We start from the raw sequence: 26,554 nt of genomic DNA on the forward strand, positions 1-26,554 counted from the left end.
AAAGGGGCGACGACACCATGGCGACATCAACAGTCACGTCGGCGCGAGCATTCGCCCGGCGCGATGTCGCGTGTCCGCCTTCCATCCAGTAGCAACAGAGGGAACAGCACGTGATCGATCAGACCACACTTAAAAGCATTGAGGACCTGCACCGGCTCAAGAATGAGGGGGTGATCACCGAGGAGGAGTTCGAGCGCTCCAAGGAGAAGCTGCTGTTTGGCAGCAAGCCCGCCAGCCAACCGCGTCCAGCCGTTAACCCGTTCGGCGTGCCGCCCACTGCGCTGCCTGCGATAGAGGATCACAAGGGTTGGATCATGCTCCCGCTCAAGCGGTACGCCGACTTCACCGGCCGATCGACACGGCGGGAGTTCTGGATGTTCCAGCTCATCTACCTCGCGCTGTTCGTGGTCGGCTTCCTCGTCATTGGCGGCAGTGCCGATGCCTATGGGGAGACGGGTGCGCTCGGCAGTCTGATGGTGGGAGTGATGATGCTGGCCCTGCTTGGCCTCCTCGTGCCGCTACTGGCCGTCGAGGTGCGGCGCTTCCACGACCAGGATCGGTCCGGCTGGTTCGTGCTCCTCAACCTCATCCCCTACGTCGGCGTCATCCTCGTTTACGGCATGATGCTGGTCGACGGCACGCGCGGCGACAACCGCTTCGGGCCCGACCCCAAGTCCTCCTGAGCATCGACCGAAGAAGCGCCCCGGAATGGACCGAGGCGCCTTTTCTTTGCCACAGAGGAGAACATAGCATGTACATGGCTGTCACAGTGACTCCGCTCCGGCGGCAAGGCTGAAAGTGGCCCAGATCATCAGCATCCTGCTGCTTGCGGCAGTCGCGGTTGTCGCTCTCAAGGTGGCGCTCGTGCTGCTGCTGCTCGCGGGCTTGATCTTTCGGACCAGAGAGACGCTGGCCCTCATCATCGTGCTCGGCGCACTGGCGCTCCTGCGTGAGTACCCAGTCGCCAGCATGGTTGTCGCTGGTGCGGCCACACTCCTGGCCTTCATGAAAGTTGGCGACAGGAAGGACGCTACGAAGCTTCCGGACAAGCCGGACAGCTGACCACACTTAACACCCCATCACCCCCAAGGGCGCCCGGACAACCTCCGCGGCGCCCTTTTTGCATTTGGAGAACATGCAATGTTTATCATCGACAGCACAGCCGCGCTGGCCAGTGCGCTTGATCAGCCGTTAGACGAATACCTGATGCTGCTACTGACCACTCGGCGTGATCAGCTGAATGGATCAGGCGACTTAGGCGAGACAGCCCGCTTCCTGGTTGTGGAGCCGCGGGACAGCCTTGCCGAGGTGGAGGCGGTGATCGGGTTTCCGCTCGTCACCGACATCGCTGACGGCATCTGCCTAGACGATCCGGACACGGTGCCGTCCTGGGAGTGGGCCGAACACCATGAAGGCGGCTGGATCGAGTTGGCCTTCATCTTCTCTGACGATGGAGCGGCCGATGTTGTGCTCGTCAGTGACAGGGAAGGGGCCGATCCCGACCTCATCGACCTGCTGCGTCACCATCTAGCGCTCGATCACGAACAGACCGGCTCGCTCGTGCCCTGAACGTCCTTATTCCGGCCGTTTCTGAAAGCCGAAAACGTCGGAAATCCTCGAAACCAGCATTGCCGCTCAGCGCGGCCCGCAAGCGTCCAGGCACCAGCCGTGGGCGCTATTTTTGTATCTGGAGACATCAGCATGATCGTTCTAGCTGACCGGGCCGCCATTGAGCGCGGCCCATCGCTTCCGCTCGACCCCGAACTGCGCAAACTGCTTGCGTCCCGTGTTCGCCACCTCGCATCCGCCGACCCATGCCTGCTCGATCGCAGCGTCATCATCGTCATCGAACCTGGAGACCAGGAGGAAGACTTGATCGAAGCGGCTGGCTTCTCGCTCCTGATCAATCCCATCGATGGTGCACGGTGGGGTTCGCCAGCGTACGTTCTTTGGGTCGATTACGTCCATCGAGCGAGCCTCAACGTCTATGAGGCAATCGTGACAATCGGGAACGACGGCTTCGCGGCACACGTCTTAGTCCCGTTAGTGCGCGGAGTAGATCCAAGGATAATCGCTTGGTTTCAAGCATTTACCCGTCCAGATAAGACTCACGATGACGCACTGCTCCCGCGCAGTATACGAGATACGTGACGTTTTCGTCCTATTCAAATATCCCGAAATCAAAGAATTTGTCATCGTCTCCTATAATTTCATTCAAATCCTCTAACATGCTCAACGTCCGATTTATTTCAACAAGGATCTCAGAGCGCTTCTTCTCGACTAAAGCTTTACCCTTCTTAGACTTTTGCAGGGCGTCAAAGTTGGATAGCTCAAAAAGCATTTTTTGTTTCACACGCCTTCTTAGATTTAGGGCGTGACGTCTCAGAACTTCGTCTTGAGGTGGTGCGGTTACAAACTTCGTTGAAATCGTTCCTCGAAACTCGCTCAGTGTTTGGAGTACTTTCGAGAAGGCTATGTGAACGCGTTCACCTTCGGGGGTAATTGCAACAAAGCTTCTTCCTGTAAACAAACTGCCGATATTTAGGGAACTTTCGACCTTTGATATAACTCGGCTAATAGTCGATATACTAATACCAAGGTGATGCTGCGCATCTTTTCTGCTTCTACTTGAGCATACAACGCAAAATATGTGCAGATCGGAGACTGTTAAGCTACCTACTCCTGAAAGGTAGTTAGTGTGGTACTGATGCGGGCTGCCGCACCTGAAATCGTCAAAGATCTTTATGACAGACAAGGCCACCGTAACAAAATCATCGCCATCTTTCATAAGGCCAACCCTGGGGCTGGTCTCGAGCAATGCGATGCCCAGCGACCGTTCCAGATTCTCTATGCGATCACGAACATTTGTCGCGTGGATGCCCAACTCTTCTGCTGCTGCTTCGAGGGTTCCGTACGCAGCGGCAGATAGGAAGGTTTGCAGCCATATGAGGCGCAGATCCTTAGCCTTGGCCACGAGAGCTTCTAGTGTCACGTTAGCCCCTCCGCGCTCAGTGATCGTCTTCGTAGCAACCCCCGATCAGCCACTCTGGCCGGTTTAGCCAATCCGGATGGTCAACTCCCCCAAAACGTACGACCCTGTGTTTTGCGAAAATTCGCGCTGTATCGAGTCCCAGGCGACCGCGCTAGGCAGGCCCCGTACCGACCGACTGGCTGGTACTGACTAGTCCAAAATCACCGACGAGGCATATCATGAACGTGGTTCTCAAGAACAATCTCAACCGAGGAGCAGTCCTAGTCGACTACGCCTACTCTAGAAGCGGAGAGGGGATGGAGCTGATACTGCCGGACTATATCGGAATTGTTGCCGCTTATCTCGAGAAAGGGCGATACTCCGAGAATATTGAGCAGGAGCTTGGCGAGCGGCTGGGACCGGAAATCGGCTCGCGAGCAAAAAGGGCATTCTCCATGTTCGAAGGCGTCGGAAACTATAGCCTGTGGGCCCAGGGGGCAGCATCCGACGACATCAGGTTCAACAACTGGAAGCTGTCCAATCGCTTTCCGAACCTTAACCGGAAGTATGACGCTTTCGAGCGCAAGTTCTAGAAGCAAGCTCGGTCGGCGGTGACTGGCTGAATCGATCAGGCAAGGCCAATGGAGCCATGCCTAAACCTTCACGAAAACCGATACATCTGAGCAGACCGCCGCCGTTCATTGGTGAGCGACGGCGGCTCTGCGCGTGTGCGCCGTGCCTGCTCCGCAATGATCACCGCTCGCGCGACCACGCTCTACCATGGCCCAGGATAAGGATCCCTCCACAATGACACCATACACCAACGACGACCTTCTTAGGGGAGCTGGCGCGTTCGAGCAGGCCATGCTTGTTCAGGCGGCTGTCCCCGACTTCAGCAGCCGTATGACCGCTGGGACGGCAATTGGCATCCTTGCATCCATGATGCGAAGCAGGCTTCCCGCGTCCGTCATCAGCGAGCTGATAGACACAACCTTTGGAGCGAGCGGACCCCTTCTGAAGCAGGTTCTCACGCTGTACGAGGGGGGCAACCTAGCCGTTCACCTATGGACGCTCCTTCCGTCCGGACAGTACCGGCTCTGCCCTGACCTTCGCCAGCGGTCCCAAGCGGGCTCGCAGTATGAGCGCGATGTCGGCGAGTCCGACCTGTGACCGCCTCTCTCAACACGGCAGGTGCAACCAGCATGGCAGAGCCACCTGAGCCCGTGCGCGGCTCGCAAATCATCTTCCCTGAGGTCGATCATCAGGCTTCTTCGATGTTGGCAGATGATGTGCCCAGCGCGGAGGAGGTAGATCAATGGGTCGAGCTTGGCCTCGAACGAGCCCCCAATCCGGGCGTGTACATCCTTCCAGCCCACGTCGTTGCGTTCGAGACTGTTGGCCCCCCTGGCCGAGACGCTCTCGCCCGGTTCCTTGCCGGCATGGGAGTGCCTCCGCGGCTGGTGGTCAAAACCGGGGATCGACAGCAGTTGCTCTATGGCGTCCTGGACACCGAAGTAGCAGCTACCTTGGCGCGCAACGTGCCTGATCAGATTCAGTTCGTCTCCCCCGGAGGTCGGATCGAACTGCCTAGCCGTGACCAGTGGCAGCCGAGCAGCGGGACAGCATCGTCGATTGCAGCCCTCTCGGTGTTGACCGCCGCTGAGGTTGCGCGAGTTCCCGAACCCGAACCCGAACCCGAACCCGAACCCGAACCCGAACCCGAACCCGAACCCGAACCCGAACCCGAACCTGCGCCGCTGCCTGTTACCACCACTCCGCTGCAGCGTTACAGTCTCCGCGGCCAATCCGCGGCGTTCCGGGAGCAAGCGATCGAAGCCACTCCCTTGTTGGGCGACCTGTGTCTCAGCGGGCAGGTCACCGTCTGGTACGCTGCACCGAACGCGGGCAAGACGCTGATCGCGCTTAACCTCCTGATCGATGCTGTGAAGGCCGGGCGGATTGACCCTGCCAACGTATACTACGTCAACGCCGACGATGGCAGCGAAGGCTTGGCCACCAAGATGGAGCTGATGGACGACATCGGTGTCCATACACTCGCGCCGGGTTTCCGTGATTTCAAGGCGGAGAGCTTCGTTCGCCTGCTGGTCCAGATGGCCGAGGGCAATCAGGCGAGGGGTGTCTTTGTGCTGGTTGATACGACTAAGAAGTTCACGTCTCTCATGGATAAGAAGCTTGCCGCCGCCTACGGCGACGCGTGTCGGCAGGTTGCCATGCGGGGTGGAGCGGTACTCAATCTGGCGCATGTGAATAAGGCGCCAAAGGCGGACGGAACCCCGCAGTTCGCCGGCACAACTGACATGGTGGACGACTGCGACGCCGCCTACACGATGGTACCCCTCGATCTGACGGCCAGCCCCGGCGAGAAGATTGTGGAATTCCAAAACTTCAAGCGGCGCGGGAACAACGCACAGTCGGCTGCCTACGCATACGCCGCCGAGGACGGGGTCGACTACGTCGAGCGGCTGTCCTCGGTTCGTCCGATCGATCTTGCTACCCTTGACGAGTTCAAGCGGATCGAGGTGCGTCGGTCCGACGAGGAGGTTATCTCGATTATCGCCGCGTGCATCGCTGACGGGCACAACACCAAGATGATTCTCGGCAAGGAAGCTGCTGCACGTGCGGGCATCCCCAACCGCGCAGCGTACCGCATCGTCGAGCGATACACAGGCGAGGATCCCGTGCAGCACCGGTGGTGCTTCCGTCGCCAAGCGCGTGGCGCTCAGGTGTTCGAGCTGTTGTCGCCTCCAGCCGGCTGACGGCGCGCCCCGCCAGCGTCTCAGCTTCGCAGGATTGCAGGTTCGCAGTTTTTCCCGGGCACTGCCCGTCTGCGGCCCCGGTCCGCAACGCTGAAAACCTGAAATGCTGCAGAGCTGCAGTCCTGGCGACCGCCGCGGCGCCTGACCTCATCCCCGAACTGCCTCATTCCCGGCCGCTGAAGCCCCGCAGGGGGCCAATCCGACCCTTCGCCTGCCGCCACCCTGCGCGGCCGGGTGCGCTGCCCTGCGCCCTCAATCTCCAACTCACTTTCGGAAAGGAACATGCTTATGCCTAAGGCTAAGCTCGATCACGCCTTCTGCCTCATCGCGCGATGCGAGGAGGGAAAGAAGAAGACGGACTACTACGACGAGGCCGTCACGGGCTTCGTGCTCGAATGCCGCTCGACCGGCGGCAAGACCTACTACCTCCGGTACCAGGATCAGGGTGGTCGCCAGCAGCAGCACAAGATCGGCGGCTGGGCGGACATCACGTTTGCCCAGGCCAAGAAGGCGGCCCAGCGGCTCCGATCCGAGGTCGTGATGGGGGGCAACCCGGCCGCCAAGAAGGCGGAGGCGAAGGCGGTGCCGCTCTATGCCGAACTCGCGGCCCAGCACATGACGGACGCCGAGCTGCACCAGCGCAGCTATGCCACGACCGAGATGTACATGCGCCGCCACATCGTGACCCGCTGGGGTCGGGTGCGCCTTACGGACATCGACCCGCAGTCCGTTGCAAAATGGCTCGCGGACAAGCGGGCGGAAGGGCTGGCGCCCGCGACCGTCGAGAAGATCCGGGTGATCTTTGGCCGCAGCTTTGAGCTGGGCCAACGCTGGGGTATTCCGGGCTGCGATCGGAACCCGGCAAAGGGTATACCCCGCAAGCCGCTCAACAACGCTCGTGAGCGGTTCCTAACGGCGGAGGAGGCTACCCGGCTGCGCGAGGCTGCATCGGCGTCCAAGAACAAGCAGCTGCGGCCGATCGTTGATCTGCTGCTCCTTACCGGCGCCCGCGTACGGGAACTGCTGGATGCTCGTTGGGAGCACGTCGATGTCGGACGGCGCCTGTGGCTGATCCCGACCAGCAAGACCGGCAAGCACCGGCACGTTCCACTATCGACCGCCGCTCTGGAGGTCATCAACGCACTGCCGCGCTATGAGGGCTGCTCATGGCTGATCCCGAACCCGGCGACCCGCCAGCCGTTCACGGATATCAAACACCCGTGGCAGACGGCACGCGATGCGGCGGGGCTGCCGGGGCTGCGTGTCCATGACCTTAGGCACTCGGCGGCCTCGTTCATGGTCAATAGCGGCGTCGACCTGTTCGCGGTCGGCAAGGTCTTGGGCCACGCCTCCGTGCAATCGACCCAACGCTACTCGCACCTCGCCAACGACACACTACTTGCCGCTGTCGAGGCCGGCGCAGCGAAGCAGACGGCCTGCGCTACCGGGTGAAGCCAACCACACGCCTCGTGCTCGGGCGTTCGGCCAGGTCGGCTTTGCGCCCGGCCAACGTCCATCCTCCCCACACCATCATCAGAAAGGGTTGCATCATGGATGCCACTTCCAAGCCGCGCGTCTCTGCGGCAGAAATTGACCTCGCCGGAATGATCTCAGCTTCGCCCGAACCCACGGGCACCGCTGCGATGTTCGGGCGCCTTCGAAAGCTTCTCAGAGCATGTGGGCCGAACCGGCATGATCAGGTACTCGTACTGATTTCGGCCTGCATAACCGAAGGGGTGGACACCCGGGGCCAGATCATAGGCACGCTTGGCCACCTCGACTTCAAGCGTGGCCATGTCGCGATGCTCCTGGCGGAGGGGACGGGCACAAACCCCGAGGTCTATCGCTGGCGGCGAGATGCCGCGGGTACCTACACGTTGCTGTCCTAACATCCGATCGTCTCAACCCCGCTTCGCGCGCTGGCTTCGGCTGGTACGCGGGGCGGGGCTTGAACCTCGATTTTTTCACTCCTGCGTAAGGCCGACTGGGCTGGGAACGTATGACCGGGTTAGGGGCAGCAGCATCTGATATCGCGGCTCGAACTTCTCGTAGTGCGCGTAGATCAGCTCGATCAGCGTCTCTCCGTCGACGAGCCGGAGGTTCGGCTTCGTCCGCTCGAAAGTGCGGGCATCGGCGCTGAAACCGCCAAGCGTCACGAACAGCCCGTGCTCGCCGCGCTCGATGGCCCCGTGCAGCTGCTGAACCTCGGGACGGCCAATCGTCGAGACCACCTGCTTGCACTGCACCTTGATAATGGGCGGCTCGAAGCCAAGCTCATCGCGGTGGGCGATGATGTCGACGCCGCCATCGCCGGACGCTTGCGTCACGCGCGAGAAATAGCCCATGCATTTCAGCAGGTGCGCCACGAAGTGTTCAAACTGATAGGATGACTGGCCGGTCTTCAGGCGCTTGATGATGAAGTCCTCCGTTGACTCCTGCACCTGTGCCGCCGCCCGCTCCGCGCTGACCTCATCGATCTCCGCGGCCTCGAAAGCCTGACCTTCCAGGGCCGCGAGAAACTCGTCAGCGTTCGAGCTCACTCGGAACAGCGTCAGGGCCGAGCCGATCTCGTTCAGCGCGGGCTGAGAGAAGGACGCCCGCGGGATAGAGCGGTGCCACTGCACGCGGCGCATGTTCGGGCAGTCCTCGGGAAGTGCGGCGTCGAAGCGGTAGTCCCCCGAGACGCTGCCGATGTTGACCATCCGGTCCACCTTCGAAGGATAGACGATGATGTCGCCCTCCTTCATCTCGTTGGCGAACCTGAACAGCACGCCTGCCGATACCGCGACATTGCCCGGCTTGGCATCTGGATAGGTGGCTGAATAGGCGGCCTTGAACGCCTCCCGACTGGGCGGGACGTCGCGCAGGTCGCCGACCGCGCTCCATCCGAGTGCAACATATCCCTGGGCGACCGGAGCAGTACCGTGCTCCTGCGCCATGTGGATCCCCCAAATCGCCTGTTCGACCACGCGCTGCCCCGCCTGTGAATTTGTGACGTGCGATACCGCTGGACATCATCGGTAGCCACCGTCTTGCGCCGTCGGCCGGCAACGTTCCACTTCCGTGGTTCGCAAAACCTACACTCAGTAAGACAGGTCGGAGCGCCTAGTCCCTGTTATGGCGCCGCAGCGTCTGCCACTCTGCTTCGGATCGCGGGAACGGATCGGCAAGCGTAGCTGGCTCGGGTGTGGCGCTCAGCCGTGGTCCGCGCTTGCCGCACCGTTGACAACGGATGTGGTGCCCTAGTGCAGCCGAGCTGCGTCGACCAGCCTTTAAGCAGAGCATAGCGCCAGAATCGCTTTGCATCGAACACGTGCTCCGCTCCGCAATAGCAGCGGGCGCGAAGATTGGCCTTGTGGCCCGTTAGATCGGCGAGGCTTCGAGCCGAGTATTGGTCGACACATCAAAGGGGCAGGGGGAGCTGATCGCGATCGGGCGCGCCTTGCGCGGCGAGCGAGGAGGCGATCGACAGCGCGAGTTCCTTTGCGGCCTGCTTCCGCAAATGCTCACCGGGCGCGGTGATGCCCACGCGGCACCATCCCGGTGCATCTAGAATGGCAGCTGCAATCGCGGCGGGGTCAACTCGTTCCATGGAGTGCATGAGAACATAAAGAGAACGATTCGGCAAGGACGTTTGCGCCGGTACTACGTCCGGAGCGAGCAGAGGCTCAAGCTGTCGTGCTGGACACCAGCCGGGGCTACCAGGTAAAGTCGACGACAAGTGCGCAGGTCGGGAGCTTCCGCGCGGCTCCCGCGCGGAGGCCGATGTTTGATCGGACGCCACGCGCACGATGAGCTCTTAGCACCAAGGTCGCCGACGTCCTTCCCATGGGCGCGCCAGTCCTTCAGAAACGAGCTGATCGCCAAGAGAGCGGCCATCTCGGACAAGCACGCGCAATTTGCGCCCGTGGCGATCTATATCCCTAGCGCCTTTCTTCAGCTCGAACTGACCGCCGTTGAGCAGGTCGGCAAGGCGCTGTGTTGCGCGCTCGCCCAACTCCGCTTCCGAGGGGCAGCGCGGAGGATGTGTTTCAGGTGCGTCGATGTCGGCTATCCGGATCTTCTCGCCGTTAATCCACGCCGTGTCGCCGTCCACCACGCAGTTCTCGCCGCCGCCTGTATGGCAAATCGAAAACGATCGAGCCTCCTTCGATGTGGCAGCTTGACCTAGCACGACGGGCTCAAGTGCTTCGGACGCACCGCTACGCTGCGACTTTGCACTCTCCAGATCGACCATGGTGGAGGCGCCGATCCCGACCGGAGCCGGTTGCGCCGAAGGAACGCGTTTCAGGGATCCGTACGTGTAGGTTGCGACGAAGACGGCGACGAACGCGAGGCATACGACCACTAGCGCCAAGCGCTCAAAGCCGCGTGACGGAATTGTCGCCCTAGGAGATCGCCTCGACCGCCTCGTAGCACGGTCTTGGCGCTGACGTCGCGTTGGCCTCAAGCGCCGAACAATCGAGCGAGCCAGCTGAGTTTGGCCGGAGCGAGCACGGGGAGCGTGTCTGGACCTCTCGCAGGTTGGTGAGCCGGCGAGGAGAGCCACGGATCGTCATCCCGGTGCTTCCCATCAGGCTCATGCGCAAGGATAGCTTGTACCGAGTAGCGCAGAGCGTCCAGGTTGGCGTCGAGGGGATCCATGCTTCCTACCGCCGGATCGACGGCGAGGCTTGCCGCGTCGACTTGCGCAGCCGGATCTCAATACGGCGACGGCGTTGGTCATCTCCCTGAGCAGTCCCGTTCGCCACTTTGTCTACTGGCACGATCATCTGCGCGCCCGATAGCGGCAGAATAGACACGTTGCGCAGGCGTGGGTCGGCCCGGAGCTGCTGCACGACTGCAACCGCGCGAGCCATCGCGAGACCTGCATTGTCAGTCGAGCGCAGCGCACCGATGGGGATTCGGCCCACGGAAGCCTGAATCAGGGCGGCGTCCAGGTTGCTCCTGCCTGACATGGGAACTTCATCAGTGTGGCCGATGACCTCGACAACATCGACGTCGTAGTCGGCGACACTGCGGGCCAGCATCGGGATCACTTCGCTGCGCAAGTTGCGCTCAAACTCAGGTCTCAGCGTCGCCTTGCCGCTGTCGAAGAAGTATCCGCCCGCCTCGCTGAGGCTGAAGAATGGCGGCCATTGCCCCTTGCGACCACGCGATGATGCCGCGACCACCTCCTTGACGAACCGGTCCGGATCCTTGACCTTGCTCGCAGCTGCTGCTTCGCGCACCCGCCGACCGACTTCAGCGTCAGCGAGCAAGTTCTTAGCGCCGCCCTTGGCGCCAGCCTCCTCAACCCGCCGCCGCGCCTCAATGGCACGCGTCAATTCCTTGAAGTAGTCATCTGAATTCTTCGCTTCGGGGTAAGCTCGCTGTAATTCCTCGACCAGCCGGGAAGCGCCGCCATTGTCTAACGCATTGATGCGGTCATCTCGGTTCTGGAGCGCCGCCGCCAGTGCCATTAGAAGAACAAAAAGCAGCAGGATCATGATCTCGGCCATAGTCAGGCCCAGAACAAGGCCGCGACGGTATGACTTATCCTGCCTTAGGTCGAGCTGTGGATTACTCACCCGTTTGCAGCCTGAACGCGCGCGACGAGAGTGCCAGTCATGTCGACGAGGGCACCGTGAACCTTGGCAACATTGCCGCGGGAACGGTCGAGTTCATGTTCGAGCGCGGCATTGTGGCGGTCGAGCGTGGCGACTGCATCGGCGGTGCGGCGGGCAAGCTCCTCGGCGAAGTCTCGCTGCCCCTTAGAGATCGCGGTGAACTGCTCCTGCATCGCCACGGATGCGCGCGCGAATGACTCGGAGGTGCGCTCGGCCATGTCGCCGGGCGTACTCTTCAGCTCTTCGAGACGTGACAAGACGGCAGAGTCGAACCTCTTTGCGGTCGTGTCAAAGCTTCTAACTTGGTCGACCATGGCGGCGACCGCGGTACGCAGATCATCACCAGTTCTCGCGAGGGATGTCTGCACGACGGAGATTTCTTCTGTTCGCAGCGTAAGGTCCCTCAGCCCCTGCTGCGTCCGATCGGCAGCGCCTTCGAGCGTCGCGAGGCTTGCAGCTATCGCAGTCGACGAACGTTCGATGCCTCCCATGGCGTCGGCATGCTTCTCGATGCTGGTCACGACCTTGTCAGTAGCAGTTGTCATCCTCTTCGCGCGGGTCAACGCGTCATTCGACTGCTGGGTCACGGCCGCAGTGGCTTCCCCCGACATGGTGGCGATAGCCTCACGGGAGATGGCAACTGCCGACGTGATCGCTTCGCCAGCCGTGAGGGATGTGCGGGCGATAGTGCTGGTTGCCTCTTCCTGCACCCCGACAAGGGCGTTTACGACCTCGGCCCTTAATTCCTCTAGCGCTTGGCGGGTCTCTCGGCCGTAATCGCTCATACTGATGGTCATCGCCTGCAGCTCCGCCTTCAGGCGTCCGGCGGCATCAGCAAGTTCCAGCCGGGCGGTGTCCTCCGTCTGCACGAGGTCCACCCGAGTCTGATTGAAGAAGACGCGCAGGATCAAACCCATGATCGTCGTTGCCAACGCGATACCGAATCCTTGGACAACAGTAGTGGCGGTCGTCGCGGGATCGAAAAAAAAGATGGCATAGGCGAGACTGATCAACGTGTAGATCAAGCCCAGGTAGTAGCAGTTGTCGCCAGCCTGATCGGCACGCAAGCGACCTGTACCCGACGTCTGCACGACATAGGCGTAGGCGATCATGGAGACCGCCGCGCCGGCCGCCACCGGGATCGCGGTCAGCCCTGCAGCCTTGGCGACCAAGATCCCCGCTGCTCCGCCGAATGCGAACAGAAGGAAGCCCCAACGATCGATCCAGCCACGTTCTTCCAGCCGATCCCGCTGGTATGTCGCCCCCTCGCTCATACTCACCCGCTCACGTTGTAAATTCTACGCACTTCACCGCCGTCCGCGTCGATGATGCGTTCCCAGAGGTCTGCCAGCGCCCGCGGCTGCGTAGAGGCGGCGTCGGAACGCTCAAGCATCCACAACTCAACCTCGACACCGCGCAGGTCCGTGCGCAGTCGTCGGAAGCCCGGGCTTTCCGTGAAGGCGCGAGGTTCCGGCAGGTTGCGGTAGAAGCTGACGTCACCTGTGTTCTGAAGAAGATCCGATGCCACAATCAGACGTCTTGGCGTCTTTTCGAGACCAGGGCGCTGCAGCTCAGTCAGGGCAACAGACTGGATGCTCTCGAGGATAGGCGACTGCTCCGCACCGCTCGCCGCACTTAGACGTTCGAACGCCTGCGTGAGCGGCGCGTCGAAGCCCTCCTCCCACTGCTTCTGGACTGCCGCGGGATCACCGGTCGCCGAGCTCACGTCCTCCGCGGTTCCAGGGTTGCACCGGGTGATCACGGGAGCGAGCAGCTTGTCACCGGTTGCATCTACCTTCGCCACGATCAGCTTCCCGTAGCGCGGAATCGAGTTCTTCAGCTTGGTGAGTTGGTTGGCGAAATCCTGACGTTGAGCGGTGTTCATCGGATCTGTTACGTCCACCAGCAGAACCGTGACGCTATCCGCAGTCGTGGGGCAAAGCGTCTCGGCATCTAGGCTGCGGCGGGAGGACGCGACAGTGAAGTAGATCGCGCCCACAACCAGAACGATCGCGATCACGGCGGCGATTTTAATCATCGCCACTCGGCTCTCTGCCCCGGCGCGGTTCGCGGCAGCCGAACGTCCACGGTTGCGGGTGCGCGACTTCCCTTGCCTAACCATCGGCTATCCGCCTCTTCAGTTCGTCAAGCGGCTCGAAGCTCTCGATCGCCTCGTCGAACGCGGCCGAGATGTCAGTAACGGTTTGCTCCAGATCTGCCTCGGCAGCATCAATAGCGGAGCGCGGCACATCTTCTCCGGGAGCACGGGGGAGGGGAGCACGAGGCAGCGTCCAAGCCATGTCGAAGCGCGCGGGAACTGGCGTCGAGCGGGCTGCTCGGTTAGCGGTTCTATATTCTTGCAGAAGCGCGTTACCGGTCGCCTCCAAGTGTTCGGCATATTCTTCGTAGCGCCGCCGAAAAGCGTCCCGATGGGTGAGGATCTGCTGCCGCTGAGCCAGCTGGCGCCCGAGCTCCATCCGCACGTCCGTGGCCTCCCCGACGGCATCGTTCCGAATGCCGGTTAGTTCCTCTGTGGCGTCTTCGATCTCTGCGACGTAGTCTTCGCACCGGCTTGCATGGCGGCGTGCCACCGGACCGTATCCGGGATAGGGATCATCCATCTTATAGCCGGAGATTGCAGCGCCGAATGCAAAGACCATGCCGGCGATTAGCAAGCCGTAGGAGTAGATGCTTTCAAGCCCCGAGCCCAGCATCCCCAGCGCTGCCGTCTCCGGGCTTGGCAACGCTAGCGACTTGGCATCACGGTAGTGGCCAGCCAGCAGATTCCAGAGAACGGTGAGGACGAACCAGGCCACGATACCAAGCCAACCGATCGACCGCATCATCGGTTCGCGACGATTTACCAGCGGCCAGACGAGCCGTCCTACCACCGCTGCGACGCCAACGTTGATCGCGCCAACGACTGCGGCGGCGATAACTCCGCCGAGCCAGCCCATGCTGTCTCCGAGCCGTAGGAACATCGAGTTAGCGATCGTTTCGAGCAGCCAACAAACTAGGATAGTGCCAATCGTGGCGCTCGTCGGCGGCGCGTCGTGCGCCGGACGCCTAAGGTCAGTCTTCTTCCGGAAGTCCCGAAGCTCGGCATAGCTGTCGACAATGGCGTCTCTGCTGGTCGTCAAGCGGCCACGGCGGGTTGCCACCTCTGCCTTGAAGTCGCTCAGCGCGATCTTTGCCTGAGTACGGATTGAACTCAGGTTCGCGATCAACGAGAGGCTGTTGAGCCGTGAATCATAGGTCCTGATGCTATTGGCAGCATCGATCTGCGCTCGCTCGAAGTGGTCTTGAATGAACGCAGCGACTTCGGCCTCAACCACGTCCAGCGTCTGCATGGACGCGGCCGGCAGTTCTAGCGCTCCCTGCTCCGCCCCGCGCTCCCGCAGCCGCAACGACGAAGCCGCCTCCGCTCTGTCAATCTGAATGAATGGATCATCCATCGGAGCGCGCAACGGCTCACCCCGATCGAAGAACCCCCTGACCTTCGACCATGCCCCCATCAGTCAAACGTAGCCGGTGATTTGCCACTAATCCAAGGAGATTTTGGGCTCAGGTCCTGAACGGCGTCAAAAGATCGGCTTGGCAGCGATCCGAGGGGCTTCCACGTCCAGAATTGAGACCGCCTTGCTCAACAATCCTAGAGCGAAGCACGCAAGGCTCTGCCATGTAGTCGCTGCTCGATTCGGGGGCGAACTGAGCGGACAAGGGGGGATTAGATGAAGAAGCTGAGAGTATTCGGCTGGCTGGCGCTGCTCGCGTTCGTGCCGCAGCAAGCCTTGGCGGGGCCGGCTTACTTGGTGCAGCCGATCCCGGCGGGCGCGGAGACGGTGCGCTTCGAACAGGGAGTGCCGACGCTTGATCTAGAAGGGCCGAACGGCGCTGTGCAGGTGACGCCGCTGCCGCTGGATCACGGAAGCCTGTCGTTTGCCATCGCGGTCTACAATTCCGGACAAGCGCCTGCCAACATCGATGTCTCCAACATCGTCGTGACCACAGGCGAGCAACAGCTAGCCGTGTTCACCCGCGAGGAGTTGGAGAGCAAAGCTAAGAACCGCGCTATGTGGCAATCGATCGCGCTGGCGGCAGTCGGTGGCCTGGCAGCCGCCGCAGCCGCGAGCCAGAGGGATACCTACCGGCATACCTTCGTCACACCGCGCGGCACCTATCGCTCGACCTACAGCGCCCCCAGTGCGGCTGGTCAGGTCGCGGCAGTCGGGCTCGTGGCGGGTACGGGCGTGGGCATCGCCTCTATCCAGAAGCAGCTTGATGAAACCCGTGCCGCGCTGGGTGCGGAAATCGTGCAGACGACTACTGTGGATCCTGGTGAAAGCTACGCCGGGCGCATCGTCGTCGCGAAGATCAAAAACAAGCCTAAGCTGCCGCAGAAGGTCAGCTTCGTCGTGAACTGGAACGGCCATGCTTATCCGTTTGCGTTCCAGCTGTCGAAGAAGGGGACGCCGCAACCAGCGTTTCCGGCGTTGACGCCCGCTCCGATCGAACCTGCACCTGCCGGTGAAGCGGAGATGACGCCCGCTGTGGCGACGACGATCTAAAGTGAGCTTCCGGCTTGGGTGTGGCGATGCCAGCCCAGGCTGGTCAGCTCAAATGCTCGATCATGGCACACATGGTGCCGCCGAGGCCGAGCACCACGAGGATCCCGATTAGGAAGGCTTCGAAGCATAGCGCTGCGGAACCGCGCCTTCTGAGCGCCCGTGCCGCAACTGCATCAGTCGATCTTTTATCGACTCGCCGTTGCTTCTCCGTCACAGATGGCTCCACCCATAGTTCTGCTTCGATCGTGTTCAAATCCCAATGTCGAAGATGCTATATAACTGATCCTCCGGCGACGAGCTGCTGACGGAGCGAGACCTCCCAGCCGCTGACCCATTACGGGTCAATCGCGTAAGCGCCGAAGCCAAGTTCTAGACTTCTCAGTGGAACGGACGCACTTTCCGAGTAGGGGACGAACTACATGCGCTATCTTCTGCTTGCAGCGATGCTGGTCATTGGGCCGGCCAACGTGAACCCATGCAACGCGGCGTTTGCGGCATCGGTCGCCTGCTGCAAAGTTTGCTCCAAAGGCAAAGCGTGCGGCAACAGCTGCATCGCGCGAAACAAGACGTGCCACCAGCCGCGAGGTTGCGCCTGCGATGGCTGAACTGACGCGAACTCTTCCAGCACGCCGGGTAGGCCGCGCGGGCGACAGGGACAGACAAGTTTCAGTCGAGCTTGTGACCCGAGTTGCTGTGGCCTGGCTCAACAATCCAAGACACAAGATCGCTGCCGATAAAGTCCCTATCCTTGTCGAACGCATCTGCGCGGGATTCGCTACCCTGCCAACGGAAGCCAGGCTCGCCGTCGGCGCTACGCCGGAGCACGTACCGGCGGTGACGGTCGAGGAGTCCCTCGCCTCGAAGAACCACATCCTTTCGATGATCGATGGTAGGCCGTACAAGGCGCTGCGCTTGCATGTGGCAGCGTACGGCCTCACTCCGGAGGAATACCGAAAGCGCTATCGCCTGCATCCGACTTACCCGATGGTTGCGGAAAATCACTCTGCTACACGTCGAGAGCTTGCGCGGCGGATCGGCCTGACCCGAAAGCGCAAGGAGCGTTGATCAGAAGCGACGATCCCCAAGTATCAGCACCTGTGCCCCCTCCAATAGCGTGACCACTTCAGCACCGTCCCGCTGTCGACCATGGCGCAAGATATGTCCCCTGTGGCCGGAGACACGCACCAGGCGCCGGTCCTGCTGCCGACTGCTTGACCGGTAGAGGTGCATCGCAGCGTGGGACCGCGGACCAGGACATGACCCTGCCGGCTCTTGCCGGTCCTGGTCCCGAGAAGCCGGACGAGCGCCTCACGAGCCTGCTCAGCCGTCGCTTGCGGGCACGGCTGGTTGCGGCGACAACTGCCGTCCGATTCCCGTGCGGCAATCCCTGCTAAGCGGAGGCGCGGGCCTTCCCTGCACCAGACGGGGCCGTCACCATCCCAAACGCGGGTAGGAGTACAGGAGAACGTGGAGCCGGCGGGGATGACGGATGCAGCGAGGATCAGCATGGCGCCTCGCTATCCGTGTGGGTCTACGTCGTCCACGCTATCCTGGTGAGCCATGTCCGTCCGACGCTGGACATTGTTGTTGCTCTTCAAGCGTCCCAAGGACGGTCATTCGACATGTGGCGCGGAAAGGCTGGCGTCGAGAACCCCTGCGGGTGGAGCGCCGGTAATCCTCGAAAGGCTGAAATCGTAGGGCTCCTCAATCAAAAGTGCGCTGGCGGACAGCGCTTCCCGACGAATGTGGCTGGTAAGATCAGTGATGCCTTCAGGAACCTGTACCGTTCCGTCCCGCGCTCGAGCTCGAAAGTAGCGATAGGATTTTGGGTCCCAATCTAACCTATGAAGGGGTAACCACCCGAAATCGATCGTTCCGGCGCACTCTAGTGGCATATCTAAAGCTTGCTCTGCATCCATCAGTTCCAGCGACGCCGGAAAGTGAGGCTTTCCGAGAAATCCATGCTGCCGGGGTAGGCGCTTCGCCTTCCTAAGGAACATGGAGGCGTGGGCGTCGATGCTGTCCCGAGGTCCAGCTCTTTGTGTCAGACTGAAACCGAAATCGATCGCCCAGCGCGGCCGATACAGGGCGAGAATGGGCTGTGGCGCCCGCACCTCGACTAGCTGAACCGGGCTCAAAACATGAATGGCAGAAATCCGCCAGCGGATCGCGGGCTTCCAGTGAACCGATTCGATCAGGCCATAGGCAGCGACAGGGGGGATAATCTCGTAGCTTATCGTTGCGTCCAACATCTTTGGGATGGGAAAGCAGGCATAGTCACCTGAAACGAGCAGTCGGAAAGTCGCCCCTTCAATGTTCCGGCCCATTTTATAGCCCTCTCGAAGTTAAGGCCTTGAGAAGGGGTGGCGCTCGGGTGAAGTCAGCGCCGCGTGCTGCGTTGCTGTGTCCGGGGAATTCCTCGTACTGCTTCCATGTCTGTTTGATTCGATCATTGGTGTTAACCGCGAGATTCGTCGAATAACCGCCGCTTCCCTCAGTTAGAAAAAGACGATCGGCTGGGCCTATCATTTTGGAGAGGTGATCCCATACCATCCAGTCAGCATCAAATGTGCCGATCATCCACACCATTCCTAATAGATGGTGGGAGCACCAATTGGGTTTTTTCGAAATGTGCTCCTCGATTTCATCGAGGCTGAGTCTGGAGCCGGCGGCTTCTATAGCAACTACATAATTCGGCATACTGCCTCCGTAGGCGAGGGTGGATACCGCATCCTAGAAAAGCCGAAGGTGCTTCATGCTGATAACGTTTTCTTTAGCCACAATTATGTGGTCAAGTACCTCGAAATTGAGCGCGCGACCCGCATCCACGAACTGTCTGGTGTACTCAATATCGTTCGTGGTGGGAGTAGTGCCGCCACCAGGATGATTGTGAGCAAGAATGATGGAGGACGCTCCCAGATGCAAAACGCGTCTACATACCTCTTTCACGGAGGCCGAGACGCCACCCTCATCCCCGACCCCCGCGATGTCATCGGTAATCAACTTCAAATATTTGTCGATGTAAAGCACTCGGAATTGCTCAACTCGCAATGGCGACAAGTCAAACTGAAGATAATTCATGACATCCTCGTGAGTGCGCATCACGGGCCCACGAGTTACGGCTGAATGAAGAGCCTCGCGCATCCATGCTTTCATAGCATATAAATGTTCTACAACTGCGGGAGGTGCGCTTCGAGTCAGCGTTGCTACGTCTGCGCCGAAGACCGCGTTGGCGGAGCCAAATTCCGTGATGAGTTTCTTCGCTACTGCGTCGGCGTCTTCGGAAACCGAGGCGAGAGCACGCGCTAGACTCGAAGAAGAAGTGGCTTCCATTGCATTCAACCCCCAAATGGTGAGCTTGCATGCAAGGTTAAACCGCGATTAACTTCAACCATATTCGACGATTGTTCATCGAACTTAGCTCGCGGACTCAATCGGAACGACGCAGGGCGAAGCGGTGCGCAATCAAAACTTTTTCACGGCTTAACAATTGGATAGCGAGAATGCGATGGCCGGATGTGAGGACGGTGAGCGGACGCCAGCTTCAGTTGAGTCATCCGAAATGGACCGCTTTTTCAACTCAGCCGGGAGGGGGCAGCGGCATGTCGAATGCAACTAAGTTGACGAACGTGCATCCAAAGAGCGCCCGAACGTGCCAGAAAGCGGCGACTCGGGTGGTACGAGTCGCCAGGGCTAGTGCCCACTCCCGACCTCACGAAGCGTTGGCGGCCATGCGGAGCGAGGATCTGGTCACGAACTCCCAAAGTCCCACAAAGACGCAGCTTCTCAAAAGTGTGTCGGACGCGATTGAGGGACTGATCAACGCCCTCGACCGATTTCACGGAGATCCGGACTTAGAGCCCGAGGAGGACATCGGGGCAGACGATCTTGGTGAGCCGGAACTCGACGGCCTGATGCGCTAGCAGGTGCAGCAGAATCCGCCGCTGCCTTGGTCCGCAGCATCTCCTTCCCGGGCGGCCGGCCTCATGCGCCATCATGCAGGGCGATGAGCTCTGCCCTTCAATCAGCCGAAGTCGGGTCGGATTTGCCCTCGCTAAACGTCGAAGCCTCGCTTGCAGCAGCTTCTTCGAGACGAGCTAGCGCTAAGTCGATGTGAGGAGTGATCATGTCCAGCATCAGTCCATCGGCCAATCGGAGGCACTCCAGCAAGCTCTCACGTAGAATAAGGAGCGAGTGGCTACGATCGGCGTGTGGAGAACTCATGTAGTCTGCCTTCTAAGTTAACGCTTGCTTAATCTAGGTATTTTGTCACCTTCATCTGGATAGCCGGCACAAACCGCCTTGAGGCGCCACGGAGAAGGTGTCGAATGGAGAGAGGATCTAATTCCCACGCGCGGGGTGGATTATCAATAAACAAGGCTGACATATCGGACGGAACGCCCAGTGCCAACCTGCGCGACAGTGGACGCCAGGGTGGCACGTTTGCCACGTTGAGCCACAACGAGGTTTCTCGGAGCGCGAGCGTGCAGTCGAGTGGTATCAAAGGCTGCAGTGCCGGCGTCCGGCTTATGCTCCGCCTGCGAAGTACACGCGCCAGCATCTTCGGCGAGGCGGACCTGTTTCAGGATCCCGCTTGGGACATTCTGCTTGATCTATACGCCGCCGCTCTAGAAAACCGGGCAGTGCCTGTCACCTCGGCTTGCATCGCAAGCATGGTGCCGACGACGACGGCACTGCGATGGATTAAGCTGCTGGAGAGCCGTGGCTTGGTCGCTAGCAGTGATGACGATGCCCATGCTCGGCGGCGGAACCTATCCCTAACCCAAAGGGGGCGAGGCGCGATGGAAAGCTTCATGGACGCCGTCGAGAAAGGCCTGCAGGAAGTTAGCGTGCAGGGTGGCCGCCGAAACTGAACGTGCCATGCTTGTGGTATGGCTCCGTGGATAACGCGCAGCGGCACCTCGCAGGTATGGTGCAGGTCGAGATCGGCGACTTTCCCAAGCTAAAGCGCTTTGGCTAGGAAAAGGCCGTCACGTGATCTAGCGCGTATTTGGGAGGTGCGTGGGTCGCACCCGTCGTGTAGGCTCACGTATCCCATAACTCACTGAAAACTATCCAGTTCGCCTGACGCTACAGTAGCCTTCGTAATGCGGGGGTCACAGGTTCGAGTCCTGTAAGCGGCACCACCTTCCCAAAAAAAGCGAATGCGCCTGTTGCGCCTTGCCAGGGCGGCTCCGGTTTCCCTTCGAACAGGCTTTCGATCGCGCGGGCGCTCTGCGCAGCGCGGTTCTTCGTGCTTGTTCCCCCCCTTCGATCGCACGGCGTCGCGACGGGCGGGGCAGGCAGGCTTGCCGTGCGTCAGTGGGCGCGGCGGAGGTCCATGTCCTCCAGCGCGACGCCGGTGGTCTCCGGCATGAACCTCCACACCCACAGCAGCTGCAGCAGCATCATCGCGCCGAAGAAACCGAACACCCAGCCGCCCAGCCGCGCGGCGAACACCGGAAAGGCCCAGGTGATGGCGGCGGCCATAACCCAGTGGGTGGTGCTGCCGAGCGCCTGACCCTTGCCGCGCACCGCGCTGGGGAAGACCTCGGAAAGGAACACCCAGATCACTGCGCCCTGCGAGACGGCGAAGGCGGCGATGAATCCGAGCAGGCCGAGCAGGACCAGCGTGCCGTCGGGCGCGGCGCTTTCCAGCTGAATGCCGACAAGGATGAGGGCGAGGGCGGTCGCGACCGAGCCGAACGCCATCAGCGGCCTGCGCCCGAAGCGGTCGATCAGGAACAGGGCCAGGATCGTGAAGACGAGGTTGGTGCCGCCGACCGCGATCGACTGAAGCATGGCGGAGTCCGCGCCGGCGCCGCCGAGCGTGAAGATGCGCGGCGCATAGTAGAGCAGCGCGTTGATGCCGGAGAGCTGGTTGAACATCGCGATCGCGATCGCGCAGGCGACCGGCGCCGAATGGGCAGGCTGGAACAGGCGCCCGGCGGCGGCGTCGGGCACGCGGCTGGCCGCCTGGCGCATGTGCGCGACCTCTGCATCCGGATCGGCGAAGCCGAGCCGGGCCATGACCGCGCGGGCGATCGCGTCCCGGCCGCGAACCACCAGCCAGCGCGGGCTGTCCGGCAGCACCGCGGTCACGACCAGGAACAGCGCAGAGGGCACCGCGACGATGCCGAACATCCACCGCCATGCCGTTTCGGGCGGGACGAGCGAGGCGATGACGTAGTTGGACACGAACGCCAGCACGATGCCGAGCACGATGTTGAGCTGGTTGAGCGCCACCAGGCGGCCGCGATAGTCCGTCGGCGAGACCTCGGCGATGTAGACCGGGGTCACGACCGAGGCGGCACCGATCGCGAGTCCGCCCAGGAAGCGGAACGCGACCAGCGCGGACCAGGTCGGAGCGAGCCCCGAGCCGAGCGACGACACCAGATAAGCAACCGCTATCGCGAGCAGCATCGGCTTGCGCCCAAAGCGGTCGGCAGGTGCGCCGGCCACCAGCGAGCCGATCACCGTGCCGATCAGCGCGGAGGCGACCGTGAAGCCGAGCGCGGCGTCGCTGAGCGCGAACTGCGCCTGGAGCGCGGCGGTGGTGCCGGAGATCACGGCGGTGTCGAAGCCGAACAACAGGCCGCCAAGCGCCGCGCCGGCGGCGCTCAGGATCATGGCGAGCGTGACGCGGCGTTGCGGCAGATGGACTTCAGGCATCGGTCGTGGTCCCTTCTGGCGGAAACCCTGGGCTGCTGCGAGGCAGCGTCAGTACAGGGCAGCCCATTGTTCCGGCGCCCAGCCCAGCACCGCCTCGATCTGCACCATCGCCGCCGTGTCGATCAGCTCCACCCGCCCTTTTCGCGGGCGGCACAAGCCGGTCGCGGGATCGCGCCGGTTGCGCCACATGTGATCGGCATAGGCCTGCATCGCCGGCCGATGCTCGCGCGTTCCCGCGATGCTGTCCAGAAGCAGCAGGTTCTTGAAATAGATGGCGTTGAACGGCGGCGGCTGGCGATCGAGCTGCGCGACGGTGAAGCGTTGCCGGCTGGCGGCGGCGATACGCTTGGCCTCGTCCAGATAGCGCTTCTCGCCCGTCACCTGCGACAGCAGCGCGTTGACCGCGATCGGGACGCCCTGGTTGTAGGTCCACACGGTCTTCTCGATCGTGCCGTCGGTCTTGAGATGGTCGTGGTAGAGGCCGTCCGGGCGCTGCAGCACGGCGTTGGTCCAGCCATAGTAGCGCAGCGCATCGTCCAGATAGGCGCGCTCGCCGGTGATCTGTTGGAGCCGCAGGCCCAGCTGGGCGGCCGGCATGTTGGACACGGTGTTGCGGTCGCCATTGTCCGCCTTTTGCGTCCAGCGCACGCCGCCGGGGGAGGGGAGGCTCGGATCCTCCGACCAGCCCGAGCGGATCAGCTCGAACACCGCCTTGGCATGGGCGAGCGAGGCGGGATCCCTGGCGAAGCGGTAGTGCTGGACCTGGGCGAGGCCGACCCATTCATTGTCGTCGTAGTAGAGGTCGTCGCCCGAGCCGAGCGGTGGCACCACCCGCGAGAGATAGCCGCCGCGGCCGGTGGTGCTGGTGTCCGACCAGAAGAGCTGCTCGGCCGCACGGACCTTCGCGAGGGCCGCGCCATGGCGTTTCGCGCCCGCGGCGTCGGCCATCACCAGGTCGAGATACGCGATATGCGCCTGCGAGAACGGCCATTCGGTCGCGTATTTCGCGTCGCTGGCCTCTGCCGACGCATATTCGCGGTAGAGGCCGGTGCCGTCGTTCAGCGCGAAGCCGCGCTCCATGGCCGCGCGCCATTGTTCGGCCCGGGAGGCGGCGGGGGGCGCCGCCCTGGCTGCTGCGGGAAGCAGCGCGGCCAGGGCGGCGCCTGCCGCGAAGCCGCGGCGGGAGAGGACCGGCTGCCGCATCAGAAGCGGAACCGTGCGCCGAGTGCGAAGACGCGGCTCTCGTATCGCACGTCACGCGGATAGCTCACGTCCGGCAGGTCGGTCGCCTGACGCAGCGCGCGATAGGGGCTGCCGGTGATGTTGCTGACGTCGAAGGTGAGCGTGAGCGCCCGCATCGCCTCGACAGAGAGCGAGAAGTCGAGCCGCTCGATCGGGCGGTTGAACTCGCCGCCGATCAGCTGGCCGTTGTCGTCGGTGGCGAAGAAGTTGGTGACCCGCGAGCGCCAGTTGTAGGCCAGGCGCGCCGACACCGGGCCCTTCTCGTAGATGCCGACCGCGTTGTAGCTCCACTTCGACACGCCGGGGATGGCGGTGTCCTGCCCGGCTTCGCCCAGTGCCGCCGGCAGTGCCTGCGACGCATCGATATAGGTGGCGTTGAGCTGGGTGCCGAAGCCGCTCAGCCAGCCCGGCAGGAAGTCGAAGAAGGTCTGGAACGCGACCTCCACGCCCTGCAGCCGGCCCTTGCCGCCGTTCTCCGGGCGGTTGACGATGATCGGGCCATAGGTCGGGTCGTTGATCGTGTTGTTGAGGTTGGTGATGAACCCCTGCACGTCGCGGCGGAAGATCGCGCCGGTGAGCGACCCGGTGTTGGAGAAATACCATTCCAGCGAGGCGTCGTAGTTCTTCGACTGGATCGGCTGCAGGTCGATGTTGCCGCTGCTGCCGCGGATCGGGGTCTCGTTCGGGTTGAAGGTGAGGGCGGGGCTCAGCTGGTTGAAGTTCGGCCGGGTCCGCGTCTCGGTCGCCGACAGGCGCAGCTGGAGCTGGTCCGTCAGGTGCGCCCGGAAATTGGCGCTCGGCAGCACGTCGACATAATTCTGGTCGGACGTGAACGCTGTGGGCACGTTGTCGACGAGGCCGATGCCGGTCGCCGTCACCGTGGTGTTGACGATGCGCGCACCGATCACGCCGTCGACCGGAACCGAGCCGATGTCGAAGCCGTAGTGGAACTGGCCGTAGACGGCATAGGACTGCTCGGTCGCGTCGAACTTCTCGTTGGCGATATAGGCCGGGACGTCCGGACCATAGGCTGCCAGTTCCCGCAGCGCATCCGGCGTGCCGATCTGCGCCAGCCCGGCACGCGCTAGGTCGCGGATCGCGTCGATGTTGCCGAAGATCGCGTCGCGGCTCGGCGCCCACCACTGGCGGAACGGCTGCGCGTCGCTGCCGCGGAAGCCGGCGTGGATGGGGCCGCCGTCCTCGGCGCCGGGAAGGTCCCCCAGCGAGATGCCGAGCGGCCGCAGCGTCGCATAGCGGCCGCCGCTGCGCAGCCGCGCGTCGCGATCGGTGTAGCGGAAGCCGAAGTCGAGCTGGGTGATGACCGGCAGCTCGGTCTTGAGCTTCAGGTCGGTGCGCCACTGGATGCCCTTGCCCTTGGCGAGCGAGCGGCGGTCCCAGATCCCGCGCAGGATGAAATTGTCGGGATTGAGCGCGTCGAAGCCGGGCAGCGTGAACTGCGGCCCGCCGTCCTTGCCGCCGACATCGAAGACGACATCCGCCGATTGGGCGGTGCCCGGCGCATAGTCGATGTTGTGGTCGATATAGGTGGCGCGCGTGTCGGTATAGGCGAAGTCGGTGGTGAGCGTCGCCCGGTCGTCGATCTCCCAGCTGCCGCCGATCGCACCCTGGTAGGTGTTGGTGCGCCCCGCGCGCGTGCTGCGCGAGAAGTCGATGCCGCGGCCGCCCGCGAAATTGGGGGTGACGGTCACGCTGTCGAGCGTGTTCGGCTGGTCCGCGTTGCGGACGATGTTGGTGAGCGCGGGATTGTCGTTGACGAGATTCGTGCCGACGAAGTCGTTCTCGACATTGGTGCGCGCGCCCTGGAACAGGCCGTCGACATAGATTTCGACATTGTGCGCGGGGCGCCACTGCAGCGAGCCGTTGACCGACGGCCGCCAGCGCTTGCCGCGATCATAATAGACGCCGACCGATTCCGGCAGCACGAAGTCGCGCGGGCCGTCGACCAGCTGGTTCGCGCCCGGCGAGACGATGTTGCCGTTGATGTAGCGCGACGACGTCAGATAGTGGAGCTGGGTGTAGGACACGTTCACCAGCGCGCCGATCTCGCCGATGCCGGTGTCCCAGCGGTCGGTAACCAGCACGTTGAAGTTGGGGTCGTACTTCTTGGCCTGGTCGCCATAGGTCCCGCGTACCGCGCCGGCGATCTGGAAGCCGTCGAAGTCGAACGGGCGGCGCGAGCGCACGTTGATGAGGCCGGCGATGCCGCCCTCGATCTGGTCGGCGGTGGTGGACTTGTACACCTCCAGCCCGGCGAGTGCGCCGGCGGGGAAGTCCTGCAGCGCGACGTTGCGCATTTCGGCGGTGAAGACTTCGCGGCCGTTGAAGGTGGTGGTGAGGTCGGGCAGGCCGCGCACCTGGACGCCGCCCGCCTCGTCGCTGCCGCGGTTGACCTGCACGCCGGTGATGCGCGCCAGGGCCTCGGACGCGTTGTTGTCGGGGAGCTTGCCGATGTCCTCGGCCACGACCGCATCGACGATCTGGGCCGCGTCGCGCTTGAGCGCCTGCGCGCTCTGAAGGCTGCGGCGCAGGCCGGTGACGACGACTTCACCGGAGTCGTCGGGCGCCGCGGCTTCGCCAGCGGACTCCGACGGCGCCGATGACACCGGCGCAACCGTCTGCGCGGCGGCCGGCGACGCGAAGATAACCGTCAAGCCAGACACGGCCGACAGCAGGATCCCCTTCTGCACGTTCATG

26 protein-coding genes are annotated in these 26,554 nt (G+C 62.2%); 10 read left to right on the plus strand and 16 right to left on the minus strand.

What is annotated here, in order from left to right; translation table 11 throughout:
- Nucleotides 1-110: 110 nt before the first annotated feature.
- The 3 genes from EO081_RS01730 to EO081_RS01740 all read left to right on the plus strand — a co-directional run bounded on the left by EO081_RS01730 (nt 111) and on the right by EO081_RS01740 (nt 1,569).
- Nucleotides 111-683, plus strand: a complete 573-nt coding sequence (locus EO081_RS01730; RefSeq protein WP_129340227.1) for a DUF805 domain-containing protein — start codon at nt 111-113, stop codon at nt 681-683.
- 115 nt (nt 684-798) lie between these two features.
- A complete protein-coding gene (locus tag EO081_RS01735) occupies nt 799-1,062 on the plus strand; it encodes a hypothetical protein (RefSeq protein ID WP_129340228.1) in 264 nt (87 codons plus the stop codon).
- Nucleotides 1,063-1,140: 78 nt separating this feature from the next.
- Nucleotides 1,141-1,569: a hypothetical protein gene (locus tag EO081_RS01740; protein WP_129340229.1), complete on the plus strand. Its 429-nt coding sequence runs from the start codon at nt 1,141-1,143 to the stop codon at nt 1,567-1,569.
- Nucleotides 1,570-1,710: 141 nt separating this feature from the next.
- Here EO081_RS01740 and EO081_RS01745 read toward each other — a convergent pair whose 3' ends face one another.
- Nucleotides 1,711-1,968 carry a hypothetical protein gene (locus EO081_RS01745; protein WP_129340230.1) on the minus strand — a complete coding sequence of 86 codons (258 nt, stop codon included), beginning with the start codon at nt 1,966-1,968 and terminating at the stop codon, nt 1,711-1,713.
- Between the two features lie 193 nt (nt 1,969-2,161).
- Nucleotides 2,162-2,974, minus strand: a complete 813-nt coding sequence (locus EO081_RS01750) for a LysR family transcriptional regulator (RefSeq protein WP_165284440.1) — start codon at nt 2,972-2,974, stop codon at nt 2,162-2,164.
- Nucleotides 2,975-3,210: 236 nt separating this feature from the next.
- Here EO081_RS01750 and EO081_RS01755 point away from each other — a divergent pair, with 236 nt between their 5' ends.
- From EO081_RS01755 to EO081_RS01775, 5 genes are all read left to right on the plus strand, one after another.
- Complete coding sequence (locus tag EO081_RS01755) at nt 3,211-3,564, plus strand: hypothetical protein (RefSeq protein WP_129340232.1); 354 nt, start codon at nt 3,211-3,213, stop codon at nt 3,562-3,564.
- A 214-nt stretch (nt 3,565-3,778) separates the two neighbouring features.
- Entirely contained in the window at nt 3,779-4,141 is a 363-nt protein-coding gene (locus EO081_RS01760) for a hypothetical protein (RefSeq protein WP_240697504.1), read from the plus strand.
- A 32-nt stretch (nt 4,142-4,173) separates the two neighbouring features.
- A complete protein-coding gene (locus EO081_RS01765) occupies nt 4,174-5,748 on the plus strand; it encodes an AAA family ATPase (RefSeq protein ID WP_183947803.1) in 1,575 nt (524 codons plus the stop codon).
- Nucleotides 5,749-6,036: 288 nt separating this feature from the next.
- Nucleotides 6,037-7,200, plus strand: coding sequence for a site-specific integrase (locus EO081_RS01770; protein ID WP_165284442.1), 1,164 nt, complete (start codon nt 6,037-6,039; stop codon nt 7,198-7,200).
- Nucleotides 7,201-7,298: 98 nt separating this feature from the next.
- On the plus strand, nt 7,299-7,637 hold the full coding sequence (locus tag EO081_RS01775) for a hypothetical protein (protein WP_129340235.1): 339 nt from the start codon (nt 7,299-7,301) through the stop codon (nt 7,635-7,637).
- Nucleotides 7,638-7,712: 75 nt separating this feature from the next.
- Here the strand turns inward: EO081_RS01775 and EO081_RS01780 are convergent, their stop codons facing one another.
- From EO081_RS01780 to EO081_RS01810, 7 genes are all read right to left on the minus strand, one after another.
- The gene (locus EO081_RS01780) at nt 7,713-8,717 is read right to left on the minus strand and encodes a restriction endonuclease (protein WP_129340236.1); all 1,005 of its coding nucleotides are present in this window, start codon (nt 8,715-8,717) and stop codon (nt 7,713-7,715) included.
- A gap of 434 nt (nt 8,718-9,151) precedes the next feature.
- Nucleotides 9,152-9,349 carry a DUF6771 family protein gene (locus tag EO081_RS17230; protein WP_311720679.1) on the minus strand — a complete coding sequence of 66 codons (198 nt, stop codon included), beginning with the start codon at nt 9,347-9,349 and terminating at the stop codon, nt 9,152-9,154.
- Between the two features lie 198 nt (nt 9,350-9,547).
- Nucleotides 9,548-9,985, minus strand: coding sequence for a thermonuclease family protein (locus EO081_RS01790; protein WP_129340237.1), 438 nt, complete (start codon nt 9,983-9,985; stop codon nt 9,548-9,550).
- A 412-nt stretch (nt 9,986-10,397) separates the two neighbouring features.
- Complete coding sequence (locus tag EO081_RS01795; protein WP_129340238.1) at nt 10,398-11,249, minus strand: OmpA family protein; 852 nt, start codon at nt 11,247-11,249, stop codon at nt 10,398-10,400.
- 65 nt (nt 11,250-11,314) lie between these two features.
- Nucleotides 11,315-12,631: a hypothetical protein gene (locus EO081_RS01800; RefSeq protein WP_129340239.1), complete on the minus strand. Its 1,317-nt coding sequence runs from the start codon at nt 12,629-12,631 to the stop codon at nt 11,315-11,317.
- A gap of 2 nt (nt 12,632-12,633) precedes the next feature.
- Entirely contained in the window at nt 12,634-13,401 is a 768-nt protein-coding gene (locus tag EO081_RS01805; RefSeq protein WP_129340240.1) for a hypothetical protein, read from the minus strand.
- Between the two features lie 70 nt (nt 13,402-13,471).
- Entirely contained in the window at nt 13,472-14,812 is a 1,341-nt protein-coding gene (locus EO081_RS01810) for a hypothetical protein (protein ID WP_129340241.1), read from the minus strand.
- A 276-nt stretch (nt 14,813-15,088) separates the two neighbouring features.
- On the opposite strand from EO081_RS01810, the gene EO081_RS01815 reads away from it, so the two are divergent.
- Together EO081_RS01815 and EO081_RS01820 are read left to right on the plus strand one after the other, a co-directional pair.
- Complete coding sequence (locus tag EO081_RS01815; protein ID WP_129340242.1) at nt 15,089-15,925, plus strand: hypothetical protein; 837 nt, start codon at nt 15,089-15,091, stop codon at nt 15,923-15,925.
- Between the two features lie 597 nt (nt 15,926-16,522).
- Entirely contained in the window at nt 16,523-16,990 is a 468-nt protein-coding gene (locus EO081_RS01820) for a MucR family transcriptional regulator (protein WP_129340243.1), read from the plus strand.
- A gap of 23 nt (nt 16,991-17,013) precedes the next feature.
- Here the strand turns inward: EO081_RS01820 and EO081_RS16985 are convergent, their stop codons facing one another.
- From EO081_RS16985 to EO081_RS01860, 7 genes are all read right to left on the minus strand, one after another.
- A complete protein-coding gene (locus tag EO081_RS16985; RefSeq protein ID WP_129340244.1) occupies nt 17,014-17,433 on the minus strand; it encodes a thermonuclease family protein in 420 nt (139 codons plus the stop codon).
- A 105-nt stretch (nt 17,434-17,538) separates the two neighbouring features.
- Complete coding sequence (cas5, locus tag EO081_RS01830) at nt 17,539-18,252, minus strand: CRISPR-associated protein Cas5 (protein ID WP_129340245.1); 714 nt, start codon at nt 18,250-18,252, stop codon at nt 17,539-17,541.
- Nucleotide 18,253: 1 nt separating this feature from the next.
- Nucleotides 18,254-18,625 (minus strand): hypothetical protein, encoded by a 372-nt coding sequence (locus EO081_RS01835; protein WP_129340246.1) that lies wholly within the window; start codon nt 18,623-18,625, stop codon nt 18,254-18,256.
- A gap of 33 nt (nt 18,626-18,658) precedes the next feature.
- Entirely contained in the window at nt 18,659-19,258 is a 600-nt protein-coding gene (locus EO081_RS01840; protein ID WP_129340247.1) for a JAB domain-containing protein, read from the minus strand.
- 1,986 nt (nt 19,259-21,244) lie between these two features.
- Complete coding sequence (locus tag EO081_RS01850) at nt 21,245-22,597, minus strand: sugar porter family MFS transporter (protein ID WP_240697505.1); 1,353 nt, start codon at nt 22,595-22,597, stop codon at nt 21,245-21,247.
- Between the two features lie 48 nt (nt 22,598-22,645).
- Complete coding sequence (locus tag EO081_RS01855) at nt 22,646-23,800, minus strand: glycoside hydrolase family 76 protein (protein WP_129340248.1); 1,155 nt, start codon at nt 23,798-23,800, stop codon at nt 22,646-22,648.
- Entirely contained in the window at nt 23,800-26,553 is a 2,754-nt protein-coding gene (locus EO081_RS01860) for a TonB-dependent receptor (RefSeq protein WP_221214941.1), read from the minus strand. Before EO081_RS01860 ends, EO081_RS01855 begins: the two co-directional genes overlap by 1 nt.
- Between the last annotated feature and the right edge of the window lies 1 nt (nt 26,554).

Origin of the sequence: Sphingomonas desiccabilis, assembly GCF_004135605.1 — a bacterium.
GTDB lineage: Bacteria > Pseudomonadota > Alphaproteobacteria > Sphingomonadales > Sphingomonadaceae > Sphingomonas > Sphingomonas desiccabilis.

Bases quoted from the DNA above. Each gene is read 5' to 3' on its own strand.
- EO081_RS01740 (WP_129340229.1), top strand. From the start codon at position 1,141: ATGTTTATCATCGACAGCACAGCCGCGCTGGCCAGTGCGCTTGATCAG.
- EO081_RS01745 (WP_129340230.1), bottom strand. From the start codon at position 1,968: ATGGACGTAATCGACCCAAAGAACGTACGCTGGCGAACCCCACCGTGC.
- EO081_RS01755 (WP_129340232.1), top strand. From the start codon at position 3,211: ATGAACGTGGTTCTCAAGAACAATCTCAACCGAGGAGCAGTCCTAGTC.
- EO081_RS01760 (WP_240697504.1), top strand. From the start codon at position 3,779: ATGACACCATACACCAACGACGACCTTCTTAGGGGAGCTGGCGCGTTC.
- EO081_RS01765 (WP_183947803.1), top strand. From the start codon at position 4,174: ATGGCAGAGCCACCTGAGCCCGTGCGCGGCTCGCAAATCATCTTCCCT.
- EO081_RS01770 (WP_165284442.1), top strand. From the start codon at position 6,037: ATGCCTAAGGCTAAGCTCGATCACGCCTTCTGCCTCATCGCGCGATGC.
- EO081_RS01775 (WP_129340235.1), top strand. From the start codon at position 7,299: ATGGATGCCACTTCCAAGCCGCGCGTCTCTGCGGCAGAAATTGACCTC.
- EO081_RS17230 (WP_311720679.1), bottom strand. From the start codon at position 9,349: ATGCACTCCATGGAACGAGTTGACCCCGCCGCGATTGCAGCTGCCATT.
- EO081_RS01790 (WP_129340237.1), bottom strand. From the start codon at position 9,985: ATGGTCGATCTGGAGAGTGCAAAGTCGCAGCGTAGCGGTGCGTCCGAA.
- EO081_RS01795 (WP_129340238.1), bottom strand. From the start codon at position 11,249: ATGGCCGAGATCATGATCCTGCTGCTTTTTGTTCTTCTAATGGCACTG.
- EO081_RS01800 (WP_129340239.1), bottom strand. From the start codon at position 12,631: ATGAGCGAGGGGGCGACATACCAGCGGGATCGGCTGGAAGAACGTGGC.
- EO081_RS01810 (WP_129340241.1), bottom strand. From the start codon at position 14,812: ATGGATGATCCATTCATTCAGATTGACAGAGCGGAGGCGGCTTCGTCG.
- EO081_RS01815 (WP_129340242.1), top strand. From the start codon at position 15,089: ATGAAGAAGCTGAGAGTATTCGGCTGGCTGGCGCTGCTCGCGTTCGTG.
- EO081_RS01820 (WP_129340243.1), top strand. From the start codon at position 16,523: ATGGCTGAACTGACGCGAACTCTTCCAGCACGCCGGGTAGGCCGCGCG.
- EO081_RS16985 (WP_129340244.1), bottom strand. From the start codon at position 17,433: ATGCTGATCCTCGCTGCATCCGTCATCCCCGCCGGCTCCACGTTCTCC.
- cas5 (WP_129340245.1), bottom strand. From the start codon at position 18,252: ATGGGCCGGAACATTGAAGGGGCGACTTTCCGACTGCTCGTTTCAGGT.
- EO081_RS01835 (WP_129340246.1), bottom strand. From the start codon at position 18,625: ATGCCGAATTATGTAGTTGCTATAGAAGCCGCCGGCTCCAGACTCAGC.
- EO081_RS01840 (WP_129340247.1), bottom strand. From the start codon at position 19,258: ATGGAAGCCACTTCTTCTTCGAGTCTAGCGCGTGCTCTCGCCTCGGTT.
- EO081_RS01850 (WP_240697505.1), bottom strand. From the start codon at position 22,597: ATGCCTGAAGTCCATCTGCCGCAACGCCGCGTCACGCTCGCCATGATC.
- EO081_RS01855 (WP_129340248.1), bottom strand. From the start codon at position 23,800: ATGCGGCAGCCGGTCCTCTCCCGCCGCGGCTTCGCGGCAGGCGCCGCC.
- EO081_RS01860 (WP_221214941.1), bottom strand. From the start codon at position 26,553: ATGAACGTGCAGAAGGGGATCCTGCTGTCGGCCGTGTCTGGCTTGACG.